Genomic DNA, 14,696 nt, shown 5'->3' on the forward strand with positions numbered 1-14,696 from the left:
CAACCATCGCGCTTAAATGCTATGGTTGGTTTTTTCGTGTTGATATTAGGAAAACACTTGTTGCTTTAAGTAGAGTAGCCCGCCGTTAATGAAGGATACACGAATATTTGGCTCATATTGTTCTTTTAACGCTTCTTTTTCAGCGAGGTAACTTTCTGGTTTTTCATCGTAGTCCCGGTAAAATGATTCGAGTAAGTCTAAGTCGTCATCCCAACGCTTTTTCGCAGCCACGGCCCAGTCGTTGGGCTCGTTTTCTGCAAATGTGCGGATCATTTGTTTGATCCTGTTAATGCCACTCTCAACGCGAATGAGCGGAGAAAGGGTGAAACAGTAGTCAGGGATTTTCGGTGTGAGTGTTTTTGACATTGCTTTATCATAAAAATCAGGGACAATCTGCCCATGAACCAGGTTGAGACCGAGTGACAGTAAAATGTCTTTTTTTCGGTCACATTGAAACGAAATTTGGGCATTGAGACAGAGCCAAGGGTGGAGTGGCTGAGCCTGTTGCCCTTGTGGTGGTGTTTGTTCATATAAGCGGATGAACGCGCCGAGTGACTTACTCGATTCAAAGATTTGTCTAAGGCGAGGAGAACCGAAATGCACCGCTTCTCCTTTCATATCGTCCGCGCATCGTGCCTGATCGGTGACGACGGTAAGTGTCATTGGATTAGGTACGCCACCTGTTTTTTCAAGGTAGTGCCAGTAGAAAGGACGATTCATGAGCGCCTTGTCTAATTCAATCGACAATTGTACCTCTAAATGGGCGTCACTTTCTGTTAAGATAGGGCTGTCATTGACAGTAAAGTAGCGCCGTAAATATTGGTGTACTTCAGGCTGTTTCATTGTTCTCGTCTCCTTTTTCGTCGTTGGCATCACGTTGTGCGTCATTCATGACAGCCGCTAAGTGGGCAAACTTTAGACGGATTTCTCCTTCAGATGTGGCGTTTGATACAATAGATTGTACGTGTTCCTCGATGTCTGGTAAATCAATCCGCGCCAAAATATCGTCTAGTTGTCCAATGACTGCTTCAAATAGATTGATCTTTTCATAAAGAAGCGACAAAATATGTTGTTCAACAGTGTTTTGGACGGCAAAGTTGTAAATGTGGACATCTTGTTCTTGTCCTAAACGATGGAGCCGACCAATGCGTTGTTCGATCCGCATCGGATTCCAAGGCAAGTCATAGTTAATGACATGGTGACAAAATTGGAGATTAATGCCTTCTCCCCCAGCTTCGGTGGCAATCAGCACTTGGGCGTGGTTTTCAAAGAGCTGTCGCATCCAATCTTTTTTGCCTCGTTTAAAGCCGCCGCGGAACGGAACAGACGTAATCCCGTGTTGTTTGAGAAACCATTGTAAATACATTTGGGTGGCACGGTATTCCGTGAATATGACGACTTTATCATTGATTTGCTGAATAATTTCAAGCGCCTTTTCTGCTTTGGCATGTCCAGTAACGGTGATGACTTCATTGAGCAATTCAGCAATGAAACGTGGGTCGCCGCCTTCTTGTTCTGTTTTTTCAAATGTGTTTTTTAGCGTCATGAGCACAGCTTCACGGCTTGAGCAGAGTTCGCGCTTTAACGTGAGTAACGTAAAAGGATTGATCCGACCTTGCGCTGCGTCTAGTTTTTCGTAGTATCGTTGTTCATTGTCACTAAAAGTAATCGGCACGGTTTTTACGACCCGTTTTGTCCATTCTATTCCTGTTTCTTCTCTGCGGTTGCGCACCATTACTTTTTGGAGGAGCATCCTTAGTTGTTCGTCGTTTTTGGCAGATCGCTTGGCGGAGCGGAACTGGTGTGCAAACGATGTTGCATCGCCTAAATAACCCGGCTTCAGGAGTGAAACGAGATTAAAAATCTCCTCCAATTTATTTTGCACCGGTGTAGCAGTGAGTAAAATACAAAATTTCTTTTTCAATAGCTGGATAAACGCATAGTTTTTTGTTTTGGCGTTTTTCAGCTTGTGTGCCTCATCAATAATGACCATGTCGTACGGTTGCTGCAACACAATCTCACGGTGAGGGGCACGCTTCGCTGTATCAATAGAAGCGACAACGATGTCACACTTCTCCCATACATACGACTTTTTTTGTGGTATGGCTGGGATGTGGAATTTGCTGTTTAGTTCGTATGTCCATTGAGAAACAAGCGATGCGGGTACGAGAATAAGCGCTTTTTTCACGAGACCACGAATCATGTATTCTTTTAAAATGAGCCCTGCCTCAATTGTTTTCCCAAGCCCAACTTCATCTGCAAGAATGGCTTTTCCGTTCATTCTTTCAATGACGGTTTGCGCTGCTTCCAATTGATGTTCATATGGCTTAAGATCGGGCAAATGATTTGGTGCGACGAGCCCATGAAAATCAGGAATTTGTTCGTGCTTTACGGCTTCATAAGCTAATTTAAATGCGTCCAGCTGCGCCCACGGTCCATCGTGTGTTAATCGTTCTAAAAAGGTGGTTTGCCAACTGTCATCAAAATGAATATTTACGTGCAAAGTGTCTCGCTCCTTTCTTATGTAGAGGACGGTTAATTGATTTATAAAAAAGATGTTGCACAAAGAGAGAACCATTGATAGGATAAGAAGTATCAGAAGTCCATAACTTTTGTTAGTATGGACGAAAGTAGGCTTGTTTATCCTGAGACTTCTGACCACATGTGTTTTTCGATCAACAATCATATATTGGCGGATGATGGTAAAGGGAGAGACTGCGCATTTTTGTGCGCAGCGCCGAAGGAGCAAGCACAATCGCGAATCTCTCAGGCAAAGCAGACTTTTACCGGACGCACCTCTGGAGAGCGTCTGTTTACACAAAGACCACCTACGAAGACACTCTAGCTTAGTGCTAGAGGAAACTTTCTGGTTCAAGGACAGAGCACACAAGTGATTCATTTGTTGTGCTCTTTTTTGCGCGACAGGAAATAAAAGGGGGATGAAAAGATGACAGCGACATTGAAACAAACACCTTTGTATGAGGAATCGTTAAAAGCTGGCGCTAAAATGATTGATTTTGGTGGCTGGGCATTGCCAGTATCTTATTCAAGTATTACGGCTGAGCATGAAGCAGTACGAAATGATGTAGGTTTGTTTGATGTTTCTCATATGGGAGAGGTACGTGTCGAAGGGAAAGATGCAACGAATTATTTACAAAAATTACTCACAAATGATGTAACAAAGCTCACAGACGGACGTGCGCAATATCATGCGATGTGCACGGAAACAGGTGGGACGGTTGATGATTTAATTGTTTATCGACGTGCAGAAGGTCGTTATTTACTTGTGTTAAATGCGGCAAATATCGATAGCGATCTCGAATGGATGACGCGTCATTTAGAAGGCGATGTGTGTTTGACGAATGTATCAGCAGAAACAGCATTACTTGCCGTACAAGGACCACAAGCAGAAGCGTTATTGCAAACGCTCACATCGACCGATTTAACGACAATTCGCCCGTTCCGCTTTCAAGAAGATGTAAATATCGGTGGGGTCTCTGTTTTGGCTGCCCGTACCGGTTACACCGGAGAAGATGGGTTTGAATTATATGTGTCAGCGACTGATGCAAGTCGGTTGTGGACAGTGATCATGGAAGCAGGCGCACCATTTAAGTTGTTGCCGTGTGGATTAGGTGCACGCGACACATTGCGATTCGAAGCAGCCCTCCCGTTATATGGACAGGAGCTGACAACGGAAATTAGTCCCATTGAGGCTGGCATTGGCTTTGCGGTGAAAACAGACAAAGATACACCGTTTATGGGGCAAGAAGTATTGCGACGACAGAAAGACGGTGCACTCACTCGTCAGCTTGTAGGGATTGAAATGATTGAGAGAGGGATTCCGCGTACGGGTTATGCAGTGTTTGCTGGAGAAGAAGAGATCGGATTTGTTACAACCGGCACGCGTTCACCAACGTTAGGAAAAAACATTGGTTTGGCGTTACTAGACATTCGCTTTACTACAGTTGACACAGAAGTGATGGTCGCTGTCCGTAACAAGCATGTGAAAGCGCGCGTTGTCGCAACACCTTTTTATAAACGTAAAAAATAGGAGGGGCTCTTATGACTGCAATCCATCGTTATTTGCCAATGACAGAAAAAGATAAACAACACATGCTTGATGAAATTGGTGTTTCTAACATTGAGGAACTATTTACGGATATTCCAGCGTCGATTCGTTATGAAAAAGAGCTTGCTGTTGGCCGTGCGTTAAAAGAACCAGAGTTACTACGTTTCTTTCAACAGTTGGCGAATAAAAATGTATCTTTAAAAGACTATCCATCATTTTTAGGTGCGGGTGTGTATGAGCACTATGTGCCATCTGTTGTCGACCACGTCATTTCCCGGTCTGAGTTTTATACCGCATATACGCCGTACCAACCGGAAATTTCGCAAGGGGAGTTACAGGCGATCTTCGAATTTCAAACGATGATTTGTGAGCTCACCGGAATGGATTTAGCGAATTCATCTATGTATGATGGGCCAACGGCATTAGCAGAAGCGGCGATGATGTCATGCGGACATACAAAAAAGAAAAAGGTGCTCGTCTCAAAAGCCGTTCATCCAGAGGCACGAGCTGTGCTAGCAACGAATGCGTACGGGCAAGGTGTAGAAGTCATTGAAATTGATACAGAAGATGGGGTAACAAATATCGCTGCATTACGTGCCCACCATGATGAAGACGTCGCTTGTGTCATCGTCCAGCATCCAAATTTCTTTGGTAGCTTAGAGCCACTTGCTGAGATTGAGAAAGTTGCTCACGAAGGAAAAGGACACTTTGTCGTATCAAGCAATCCACTTGCGCTGGGTATTTTAGAGCCACCAGGCGCCTTTGGTGCCGATATTGTCGTTGGTGATGCACAACCATTTGGGATCGCGACACAGTTTGGCGGACCACATTGTGGTTATTTTGCTACAACGAAAAAATTAATGCGCAAAATTCCTGGTCGTCTCGTTGGACAAACGGTCGACGAAAGTGGGCAGCGTGGCTTTGTGTTGACACTGCAAGCACGTGAGCAACATATTCGTCGGGAACAAGCAACATCTAACATTTGTTCGAACCAAGCATTAAATGCCCTGGCGGCATCCGTCGCTATGTCAGCACTCGGTAAAGAAGGTGTGCAGGAAATGGCCGCACAAAACGTGCAGAAAGCGGCATACCTTAAAAGGCGCCTCCAAGCAGCAGGGATAAAAGTGGTCCATTCGACACCGACGTTTAATGAGTTTGTCATCGATGTCGGTGAAGCTGTAGCGGATGTAAATGAAAAGTTATTAACGGCGGGTTTCATTGGCGGTTTTGATTTGACCCAAGTGGACGCAGCACGTAACGGTCAAATGCTCATTGCAGTGACAGAGTTGCGCACAAAAGAAGAGCTAGATACATTTGCGGAAAGTTTGGAGGCGATCGTATGCGGCAAGTAAAGGATACTGCATTCATTTTCGAGCAAAGTCAGCCAGGGAGAATCGGTCACAGTTTACCAGAATTAGACGTGGAGGAACAAGCGCTGTCTACGCTCATTCCATCTGAGTATGTGCGGAAGGAAAAAGCAGCCTTACCAGAAGTATCTGAACTGGATTTGATGCGGCATTACACAGCTTTGTCGAAACGTAATCATGGCGTGGACTCAGGTTTTTATCCGCTTGGTTCTTGTACGATGAAATACAATCCGAAAGTGAATGAAGATGTGGCGCGGATACCTGGACTTGCGCACGTACACCCGTACCAGCCGGAAACGCAAGTACAAGGCTCACTCCAATTAATGTACGAATTACAAGAAGCGTTAGCAGCAATTACGGGGATGGATGAAGTAACGTTACAACCAGCGGCAGGTGCACACGGGGAATGGACGGGATTAATGATGATTCGGGCTTTCCATGAGGCAAATGGTGATGATCAGAGAACGAAAGTCATCGTACCCGACTCTGCTCACGGAACAAACCCTGCTTCAGCTTCAGTGGCTGGTTTTGACACAATTACAGTCAGAACGAATGCGCATGGACTCGTCGATTTAGATCATTTACGTGAAGTTGTTGGCGCAGATACAGCAGCGTTAATGTTAACAAACCCTAACACACTTGGGTTGTTTGAAAGTGACATTGTTGAAATGGCGGCGATTATTCATGAAGCTGGCGGAAAACTGTATTATGATGGCGCCAATTCGAATGCAATTTTAGGGATCACCCGTCCAGGTGATATGGGTTTTGATGTCGTTCATTTAAACTTGCATAAAACATTTACCGGCCCACATGGTGGGGGAGGTCCTGGTTCAGGTCCTGTTGGTGTCAAAAAGGAGCTCATCCCATTTTTACCGAAGCCGGTTCTGCGTAAAAAAGATGATCGTTTTTATTTTGATGACCACCGCCCACAGTCAATTGGCCGGGTAAAACCTTACTATGGCAATTATGGGATCAACGTTCGGGCATATACGTACATTCGAACGATGGGACCTGCTGGGTTAAGGCATGTTTCAGAATTTGCGGTGTTAAATGCAAACTATATGATGCGCAAACTAGCACCTTACTTTGACTTACCATATACACAGCATTGCAAGCATGAATTTGTGTTATCTGGAAAACGGCAAAAGAATTTAGGGGTGCGTACGCTTGATATGGCGAAACGTCTGCTTGACTTCGGGTATCATCCACCGACAATCTATTTTCCACTAAATGTTGAAGAGTGTATGATGATTGAACCGACAGAAACAGAATCAAAAGAAACGTTAGATGCGTTCATAGATGCGATGATTCAAATTGCCAAAGAAGTAGAAGAGACGCCGGAAGTGGTGCAAGACGCACCACATCATACAGTGATCAGTCGTTTGGACGAGGCACGAGCGGCACGTAAACCGGTGTTACGGTACGAGAAAGAGAAAGATACGTTATCGGTGTAATGTATGTAACATGCAATCGATCCTGCTAACGAGCATTTTGGCAGGATCGAAATGATGAGGAGGGCTTTAGATGACCCCTTTATATGATCAAATTGGCACAACGTATGATGTGACAAGGAAAGCAGATCCTGAAATTGTTAGACGTTTGCGACATCATTTGAATGTTGCAGATGGGAATCGTGTGCTTGATATTGCGTGTGGGACAGGAAACTATACCGTCGCCTTAGCAGGTACAGGTTTATAAATGACAGGTTATGATATCTCAACTGTTATGATTGAGAACGCACGGGAAAAATTTAAGCAAGTCGACTGGCACGAAGGGGATGTTCATCAACTACCGTATGAAAGTGGTGTGTTCCAAGGGGCTGTCTGTACATTATCTATTCACCATTTTGAACAGTTAGCAGGCGCGTTTCGTGAAGTTTACAGAACGTTAGATCGCGGGCGGTTCGTTATTTTCACGTCTTCTCCAGAGCAAATGAAGCATTATTGGTTAAATGAATACTTCCCGGATGCACTAGAGAAGTCAATCACACAAATGCCGAGCATTGAAACGGTAAATGAAGCGCTCAAACAAGCGGGGTTTACATTGATTGGCGTTGAGTCATTCTTACTTGATCCACATATTCAAGACTTATTTTTATATAGTGGCAAGTTTGCGCCAGAACTGTACTTAGATGAGCGGATTCGCTCCGGAATGTCGACATTCGCTCATTTAGCATCGGTTGAAGAAGTGAGAGCGGGTTGTGCTAAATTGAAATTAGACATAGAAACAAATAAAATTAAAGACGTTTTGGAGCGTTATCACAGTCGATTTGGTGATTATATGTATGTTGTGGCGGAGAAGAAGTAGAAGAAAGGAGGACAAATAAAAAAGGCGCCCGGAGGTGCCTCTTTTTAGGTTACTCGTTACTTCTTCTTTACTTTCCCGGTCCACGTGCGGAATCCGCCTTTTAAATGGTTGAGATCTGTTGCGCCCCGCTTCTTTTTAATTATTTTAGCGGCTTGACGACTGCGCATGCCTGATTGGCAATACAGATACACGGTTTGATCTGCACGAACTTCGTTTACGCGTTGCCGTAATTGCGACATCGGGATATTGCGCGCACCTAAAATGTGTCCACCCTCATACTCCCGAGGTTCGCGCACATCAATTAGTTGTGCTTTACGGTAACCTTGGATAAATTCCTCTTGTGACAATACTTTTAAATACTTTGGGGTGTAAAGTCGGCGTATAATAAATACAGCAAGCAAAACAGCAAGTACGATGATTAAAATGATTTGAATGTCCATGAGACCTTTTAACGCTCCTTTTACAATATCAGCTATCGTTCATTATAGCGTTGTTATGAGGATTTTTCAATGAGTATGACCGTTCATTTATTGCTAGGGAGATAAAAATATACAGGTAATGTGGTTTGCAAAGGTGGGTCGGTCTTCCCTGTAGAGGGGAGGTGTCGCGAATGACAGAATGGCGGTCATGCTGATGTGGTTCGCATCAGACGGTATTTTGAATTTCATGTTTTATTACATTTTAATATACGTGTTGGTGTCCGCATAAGTCAAGGGGAGGTCTGAATCTGTATATGTAGATCTTTGGTGTATTGTTTGCTACACTGAGGAGGATGAAAATAGGAAAGAAGCGATGAATATGACTGAAACATGGCGCTTTATTGCGTTTGAAAAACATGATCCAGCTTACAATATGGCACTGGATGAAGCGTTACTTAACTGGCATAGTGAAGGGAAAATCCCACCGACAATCCGTTTTTACGGCTGGAATCCCCCGACGTTATCAATTGGTTACTTCCAACAATTGGAGAAGGAAATTGATATGGAGGCGGTGAGGCGCCATCAGCTAGGTTTTGTTCGTCGTCCGACCGGGGGACGAGGTGTGTTACATGAGCATGAATTAACGTATAGTGTCATTGTATCTGAGGCCCACCCTGATATGCCGCAAACGGTGACCGAAGCATACCGGGTCATTTCAGAAGGGTTATTGGAAGGGTTTAAAAAACTTGGATTAGACGCGTATTTTGCTGTACCGAAAACGGCAGATGAGACAGCGGCGTTAAAAAATCCACGCTCGTCTGTATGCTTTGATGCACCGTCGTGGTATGAGCTGGTTGTTGAAGGACGGAAAGTGGCTGGGAGCGCGCAAACAAGACAAAAAGGTGTCATTTTGCAGCACGGATCTATCTTACTTGATATTGAGGAAGATAAATTATTTGATTTGTTCCGTTATCCAAGCGAGCGGGTACGTGAACGGTTGCAAAAGCAATTTGCAAAGAAGGCGGTTGCGATTAACGCGTTGCGCGAAACGCCTGTGACATTGGAAGAAGCAAGTAAGGCGTTTCACTATGGGTTTGAAAAAGGGCTCGGCATCAAGCTTGCGCCTTACACATTAACAAGAGAAGAAGATGCATATGTTGCGCAGTTAGCGAAAACGCGCTACGCAACCGCAGAATGGAATGAACGGCGATAAACGCGCGATTGTGACAGACAATTTTAAAAAGGGGTGAGAGGCTTGCAAGAGCAATTGGATTGGGAGCGACAGCGGGCCGCTTATATTCACGCATTTATTCGCACGAAGCAGGCGCTATTAAAAAGTAAAGTAGAAGGTGTCCACGCGGATGAACGTGAACTGAAAGAAACGTTTTGGAACGATGTGACGGTCAACTTTTCCACTGCGGATGATACAGCAGAAACCATTTCAAGCATTAAACAGCAAGCCGAGCTTTTAAATGAACGGGAGCGAAGCGCGGCGCTGATTAAAAAGCAGATGAAGACGTTGCGCCGGTTGGCAGAGTCGCCCTATTTTGGCCGGATTGATGTAAAAGAAGATGGACAGTCAGAGATAGAGGCCGTCTACATCGGTATTGCGTCGCTTATGGACGAGCAAGAATTCGATTTTTTAATTTATGACTGGCGCGCGCCGATTTGTAGCCTCTACTATGATTCAGAACCGGGTCAAGTTTCATATACGGCACCAGCAGGAGAGGTTCACGGAGAATTATTACAAAAGCGTCAGTATCTTTTTCATCGCGGAGAACTTGAAGCGATGTTTGATACGACGATTGCTATTGGTGATGATCGGTTACGGGCAGCGCTTGCTGCTGGCGCATCGACACAAATGAAAACAATCATTTCCACGATCCAAAAAGAGCAAAATGAGGCAATTCGTGATGAGAAGAGTGCTGCATTAATTGTGCAAGGTGTTGCGGGTAGTGGCAAAACGTCAGTGGCGATGCAACGTGCTGCTTATTTATTGTACCGGCAGCGGAAACACTTGGATGCGAGCCAGCTCATCTTGTTTTCGCCGAATCGGTTATTCTCAAGTTATGTGTCAACCGTGTTGCCAGAGCTTGGTGAAGAAAATATGACGCAAAAGACATTTGGCTCGTATGTGTATGAACGTCTCGGAAAGGTATATGATGTCGAGGATGGCTTCTCGCAGTTAGAGTATGCGCTTGGCGCCCAACATGACAAAGCATATGCGATGCGGATGATGAGCATGCGGTATAAGGCAAGTGCGCGCTATAAACAAAGAATGGATGACTATATTGCTTTATTACATGTGAGCGGCCTACCGTTTTGTGATCTCCTTTTTCGTAAGGAAGTGCTCATTTCAAAAGAGGAGATGAAACATTTCTTTGACCAGTTAAATAAGAAAATCCCATTGACAAACCGTGTGCATTTGCTGGCAGAGTGGTTACTAAAGCTAATTATCCAAAAGGAGAAGCGGGAACATCTTAATGATTGGGTAGAAGCTGAAAGAGAACTGTTGGATGAAGAAACGTTATTTTATATGCATCGCGAGTTGCAAAAACAGTATTCGAATGAAGATGTGTTTAACGAGAATGAAGCTGTTGACCATGTGGCAGCACGTCATTTAGTGAAAAAAGCTTTTCAACCACTCAGAAACTGGGTAAAGTCATTTCAATTTATTCATATGCCGTTGTTGTATAGCCATTTTCTGCGTTCTGATGTGCATCGAGATATAACGGATTTTGCGATGATTGCCGATTGGACAGAAAGTGAGTTAGCAGAAAAACGCATCCCGTTTGAGGATACGACGCCGTTTTTGTACTTGCAAGATGCGGTGCAAGGATTCCGAGTTGACCGGACAGTGAAACATGTGTTTATAGATGAGGCACAAGACTACGCTAGTTTTCAATTTGCTTATTTGCGGATGATGTATCCGAAAGCGAACTTTACAATTGTTGGGGATAGTAGCCAAGCATTATTTCCGCATGTAGAGGTCGGAGAAGGTTTTCAAGCACTTTCGTCTTGGGCAGGCTCCAAGCAGTTGTCGTTCCATAAAAGTTATCGAGCGACAAAGCCGCTCATGTCTTTTGCACGAGAATTGTTGCCACATCCGGAAGTAATTGAGCCATTTGAGCGAGTGGGAGAAACACCATTGCTTATTGTTGCCTCAAATAGTGATGCACATATGAAGGCAGTGCGCACACAAATTGAAGCATTCAGTACACAAGGGATAAAAACGGTTGCTGTTGTAACAAAGACAGTGGCTGAGGCTGTACGAGCTCACGCACAGCTTAGTGAGTGGCACGACATTCAACTTGTTGCAAGAGATGACCAAACGTATCAAAATGGGGCGGTCGTCTTACCTGTCTACTTAGCAAAAGGGCTGGAGTTTGATGCGGTGCTCGTCTTTGATGCTTCAAAAGAAATGTATGTCAGTGAGTATGAGCGTTATCATTTATACACGGCGTGTACGAGGGCAATGAACCAATTGTTTATATTTGCAACTGTTGCACCGTGCCACTGGATAGCAAAAGTACCGTCTCATTTATACCGACGAAAAGAAGCAACAACGCCTCCTCTCGATTAAGAGGAGGTGTTTGTCGTGGTGATACCGATACGTGCGGTAAAGGCTTCTTGAATGCGCTTGGTTATTGGACCGATTGGCAGTGTGACTTGGACGTCGCCAGTAAAAGAGTGAATCGGCATAATTTCAATGGTTGTACCGGTAAGGAACGCTTCATCCGCATGCGCAAGAACTTCTTTTGGGAAGGGCTCTTGAACAACATTGATATGGCGCTCTTCTGCGATGTCAATGACTTCCTGTCTGGTGATGCCATCTAGAATAAAATTGTTTGCTGGATGTGTATATAATGTCCCGTTATTGACAAGAAAAATATTTGTTGAGGCACCTTCTGTGATCATACCATCGCGGTGAAAAATAGCCTCCGTACATTGATGATCAGCAGCTTGTCGTTTCGCCATTACGTTACCAAGCAAGTTGAGACTTTTAATATCACAGCGTAACCAGCGAATATCTTCGGTGACATAAGCGGCAATCCCGCTCGTATGTGCTTGACGATGGTCTTTTTGTGGAAGGAGGTATGCGCTTAAGATGGGTGTTTCAGTACGTGAATAAAGATGGTCTCTCGTTGAAGTTCCCCGGGTTACTTGCACATAGACATTGCCGTTGTCAGCGTGATCTTTTTGGATGAGTTGATAGAGTAAATGGGTAAGTTCTGCCGATGTATAAGGCAGTGTCATATCAAGCTTTTCCGCACTTTTATTGAGGCGCTCAAGGTGCTTCTGTAAAGCGAAAAACTGACCATCATATAACCGAACCATCTCATAAATACCATCGCCAAATTGATAGCCACGGTCAAAAAGGGATGCTTGGGCAGTGGCTTCTTTCATGATTTGCCCCTGCCATAGAATGTAAGCCATATTCATCTCACTCCTCTTTGCCCTTATTTTGCACAGGGTCTGTTCACTAACTTCTATTTTCACGAAAGAAATAGGCATTTGTCAATACTTAATGTGACCTTTCATTTTTATGATGATCGGGACGGAAAAAGAAGCAACATTGTTGAGGTATATCACTCGGCAGTGTCATTTTTTGTTATACGATTGTTGCACCTGTGAGTGGGCATGGATAAAATTTTATAGTAAGATGAGGTTGTAACATTGATTTGTGTTTGTAATGGGAGGTTATTATGCCAACACCAAGTATGGAAGATTATTTAGAGCGTATTTATGTGTTGATAGATGAAAAAGGCTATGCGCGTGTCTCTGATATTGCTGAGGCATTGGCGGTGCATCCATCGTCTGTAACGAAGATGGTTCAAAAGCTTGATAAAAGTAAGTATCTTGTATACGAGCGTTACCGGGGACTTGTATTGACTGCGAAAGGAAACAAGATCGGGAAAAGGCTTGTATATCGTCATGAGTTATTAGAGACGTTTCTTACGATGATTGGCGTTGACGAAGCGCATATTTACCGGGATGTGGAAGGAATTGAGCATCATTTAAGTTGGGATGCGATTGATCGGATTGGTGATGTGGTTCAATATTTTCAAGAAGATGAGGAGCGTATTCAGGCATTAGGCGCTGTGCAAAAAAGAAATGAAGAGACGGTCGCTGATGAAGAGGAGTAAGTGATTTTTTTTTCTCGTATGCATATGATGAGCGTAGGAGGTGGAACGCCATGGATGTGGATGCGGTTTTTGCAGGAGGCGGTGTGAGAGCGTTTGCTTTCATCGGTGCGCTTGAAGTGACAGAACAAAAGGGATTGAAGTTTCATCGTATTGCTGGGACAAGCGCTGGCGCAATTGTAGCAGCGCTTGTCATGGCCGGCTATCGAAGTGACGAGCTACTGGAAACATTATCAACGTTAGATGTTAAGACGTTACAAGACGAGCGTTTCCCATACTTGCCTTTTCCATTTGTAAAGTGGCTTAATTTATACTTTCGGCTCGGTTTGTATAAAGGGGATCGTCTAGAGCAATGGTTGCAAGATTGTTTAGAGAAAAAAGGGGTTCGGTCTTTTGAAGATTTGCCTCAAGGCGCACTTAAAATTGTTGTGTCAGACGTGACGCGTGGACGGATTGTTGTTTTACCTGATGATCTAAAAGATTATGGCATTATCCCTGAAAAATATAGCGTTGCCCGTGCAGTGCGAATGAGCTGCAGCATTCCTTATTTTTTCGAACCCGTGAAGTTGCATCATAAAACAGTTGATCGCGGTGTGTCATATATTGTTGATGGTGGCTTGTTAAGCAATTTCCCAATGTGGATCTTTCATGATAGAAAAAAAACCCCTCGTCGTCCTGTAGTTGGTTTCCAATTGTCCCCACAGTTAGAAGAGGAACCGCCTCATCAAATTTATAATGCATTTGATATGTATAAGGCGGTGTTTGACACAATGATGAGTGCGCATGATAAGCGTTACATTAGCAAGGAGCACGCGAAAAATATTGTATTCATTCCCGTGGATACGGTAAAAGTGACTGACTTTTCAGTTACAGATGTGGAGAAAGAGGCCATGATTGCAGTGGGGCACGAAAAAACAGCAGCATTTCTAGAAAATTGGCCTTCTTCTTAATGATGACGATAAAAATGGTGATTAAGCTTTCCACTTTCGTGTCTTATTGCTTTTCTTTCCTTCTATAACTGTGAGGTGAGGCTGGTCACGACGTGCAAGCTTAGACTTACGTGCAAGTTGACGTTTATTTTGTTGTTTATTCGGTTTCACGGTACTTGTGCGTTGTGCTTTTTTAATTTGTGCACGTGTGGGACCTGACTGCCTTTTTGGAAACAAAGATGTTTTCTGTTGTTGTGAGACGATGAGGCGATACACGATGTACATGACAGCACAAATACCAGCGATAAAGATGGTGTGTTGAACGAACCCGAGAATATTCGTGGCGATGCCAATCACGGCAAGAATGAGGATGGTCATGAGAATAAAGCGCATCGTACGTGTCATGAGGGCACTGCTACTAATGATCATTAGTAGCAGATTCACCTCCCTTCTGTATGCAT

Annotated in this window: 14 protein-coding genes and 1 riboswitch; of the genes, 9 read left to right on the forward strand and 5 right to left on the reverse strand. The window is 44.1% G+C overall.

All coding sequences use genetic code 11. The features are described from left to right. Positions 1 to 45: 45 nt before the first annotated feature. Together BLT29_RS01215 and BLT29_RS01220 are read right to left on the reverse strand one after the other, a co-directional pair. Positions 46 to 843: a YqhG family protein gene (locus BLT29_RS01215; protein ID WP_090774471.1), complete on the reverse strand. Its 798-nt coding sequence runs from the start codon at positions 841 to 843 to the stop codon at positions 46 to 48. Beyond that, positions 830 to 2,503, reverse strand: coding sequence for a DEAD/DEAH box helicase (locus BLT29_RS01220; RefSeq protein ID WP_090774472.1), 1,674 nt, complete (start codon positions 2,501 to 2,503; stop codon positions 830 to 832). Before BLT29_RS01220 ends, BLT29_RS01215 begins: the two co-directional genes overlap by 14 nt. A gap of 193 nt (positions 2,504 to 2,696) precedes the next feature. Further along, positions 2,697 to 2,793: riboswitch (glycine riboswitch) on the forward strand. A gap of 154 nt (positions 2,794 to 2,947) precedes the next feature. On the opposite strand from BLT29_RS01220, the gene gcvT reads away from it, so the two are divergent. The 5 genes from gcvT (at position 2,948) to BLT29_RS01240 (ending at position 7,743) form a co-directional block, all read left to right on the forward strand. Beyond that, positions 2,948 to 4,051: a glycine cleavage system aminomethyltransferase GcvT gene (gcvT, locus tag BLT29_RS01225; protein WP_090774473.1), complete on the forward strand. Its 1,104-nt coding sequence runs from the start codon at positions 2,948 to 2,950 to the stop codon at positions 4,049 to 4,051. 11 nt (positions 4,052 to 4,062) lie between these two features. Beyond that, complete coding sequence (gene gcvPA / locus BLT29_RS01230; RefSeq protein ID WP_090774474.1) at positions 4,063 to 5,421, forward strand: aminomethyl-transferring glycine dehydrogenase subunit GcvPA; 1,359 nt, start codon at positions 4,063 to 4,065, stop codon at positions 5,419 to 5,421. Next, entirely contained in the window at positions 5,409 to 6,890 is a 1,482-nt protein-coding gene (gene gcvPB, locus BLT29_RS01235) for an aminomethyl-transferring glycine dehydrogenase subunit GcvPB (protein WP_090774475.1), read from the forward strand. The genes gcvPA and gcvPB overlap by 13 nt, the downstream gene beginning before the upstream one ends. 70 nt (positions 6,891 to 6,960) lie before the next feature. Beyond that, positions 6,961 to 7,134, forward strand: coding sequence for a class I SAM-dependent methyltransferase (locus BLT29_RS13235; protein ID WP_176763730.1), 174 nt, complete (start codon positions 6,961 to 6,963; stop codon positions 7,132 to 7,134). Beyond that, the gene (locus tag BLT29_RS01240; RefSeq protein WP_090774476.1) at positions 7,135 to 7,743 is read left to right on the forward strand and encodes a class I SAM-dependent methyltransferase; all 609 of its coding nucleotides are present in this window, start codon (positions 7,135 to 7,137) and stop codon (positions 7,741 to 7,743) included. It abuts the gene before it with no gap. 56 nt (positions 7,744 to 7,799) lie between these two features. Here BLT29_RS01240 and BLT29_RS01245 read toward each other — a convergent pair whose 3' ends face one another. After that, positions 7,800 to 8,183 carry a rhodanese-like domain-containing protein gene (locus tag BLT29_RS01245; protein ID WP_090774477.1) on the reverse strand — a complete coding sequence of 128 codons (384 nt, stop codon included), beginning with the start codon at positions 8,181 to 8,183 and terminating at the stop codon, positions 7,800 to 7,802. 358 nt (positions 8,184 to 8,541) lie between these two features. Here BLT29_RS01245 and BLT29_RS01250 point away from each other — a divergent pair, with 358 nt between their 5' ends. Together BLT29_RS01250 and helD are read left to right on the forward strand one after the other, a co-directional pair. Next, positions 8,542 to 9,375 carry a lipoate--protein ligase family protein gene (locus BLT29_RS01250; protein WP_090774478.1) on the forward strand — a complete coding sequence of 278 codons (834 nt, stop codon included), beginning with the start codon at positions 8,542 to 8,544 and terminating at the stop codon, positions 9,373 to 9,375. Positions 9,376 to 9,417: 42 nt separating this feature from the next. Then, positions 9,418 to 11,745: an RNA polymerase recycling motor HelD gene (gene helD, locus BLT29_RS01255; RefSeq protein ID WP_090774479.1), complete on the forward strand. Its 2,328-nt coding sequence runs from the start codon at positions 9,418 to 9,420 to the stop codon at positions 11,743 to 11,745. On the opposite strand, the gene dat is transcribed toward helD, so the two are convergent. Next, positions 11,742 to 12,599 (reverse strand): D-amino-acid transaminase, encoded by an 858-nt coding sequence (gene dat / locus BLT29_RS01260; protein ID WP_090774480.1) that lies wholly within the window; start codon positions 12,597 to 12,599, stop codon positions 11,742 to 11,744. The two genes, helD and dat, sit on opposite strands and share 4 nt — an antisense overlap. Positions 12,600 to 12,868: 269 nt before the next feature. Between dat and mntR the strand changes: the two genes are divergently transcribed. Continuing rightward, the gene (gene mntR / locus BLT29_RS01265; RefSeq protein WP_090774481.1) at positions 12,869 to 13,309 is read left to right on the forward strand and encodes a transcriptional regulator MntR; all 441 of its coding nucleotides are present in this window, start codon (positions 12,869 to 12,871) and stop codon (positions 13,307 to 13,309) included. A 50-nt stretch (positions 13,310 to 13,359) separates the two neighbouring features. Continuing rightward, positions 13,360 to 14,256 (forward strand): patatin-like phospholipase family protein, encoded by an 897-nt coding sequence (locus BLT29_RS01270; protein WP_090774482.1) that lies wholly within the window; start codon positions 13,360 to 13,362, stop codon positions 14,254 to 14,256. A 21-nt stretch (positions 14,257 to 14,277) separates the two neighbouring features. On the opposite strand, the gene BLT29_RS01275 is transcribed toward BLT29_RS01270, so the two are convergent. Next, complete coding sequence (locus BLT29_RS01275) at positions 14,278 to 14,664, reverse strand: hypothetical protein (protein WP_090774483.1); 387 nt, start codon at positions 14,662 to 14,664, stop codon at positions 14,278 to 14,280. Positions 14,665 to 14,696 lie beyond the last annotated feature (32 nt).

Source organism: Shouchella lonarensis, from assembly GCF_900096965.1.
In the GTDB taxonomy this organism is placed as follows: Bacteria; Bacillota; Bacilli; order Bacillales; family Bacillaceae_D; genus Shouchella; species Shouchella lonarensis.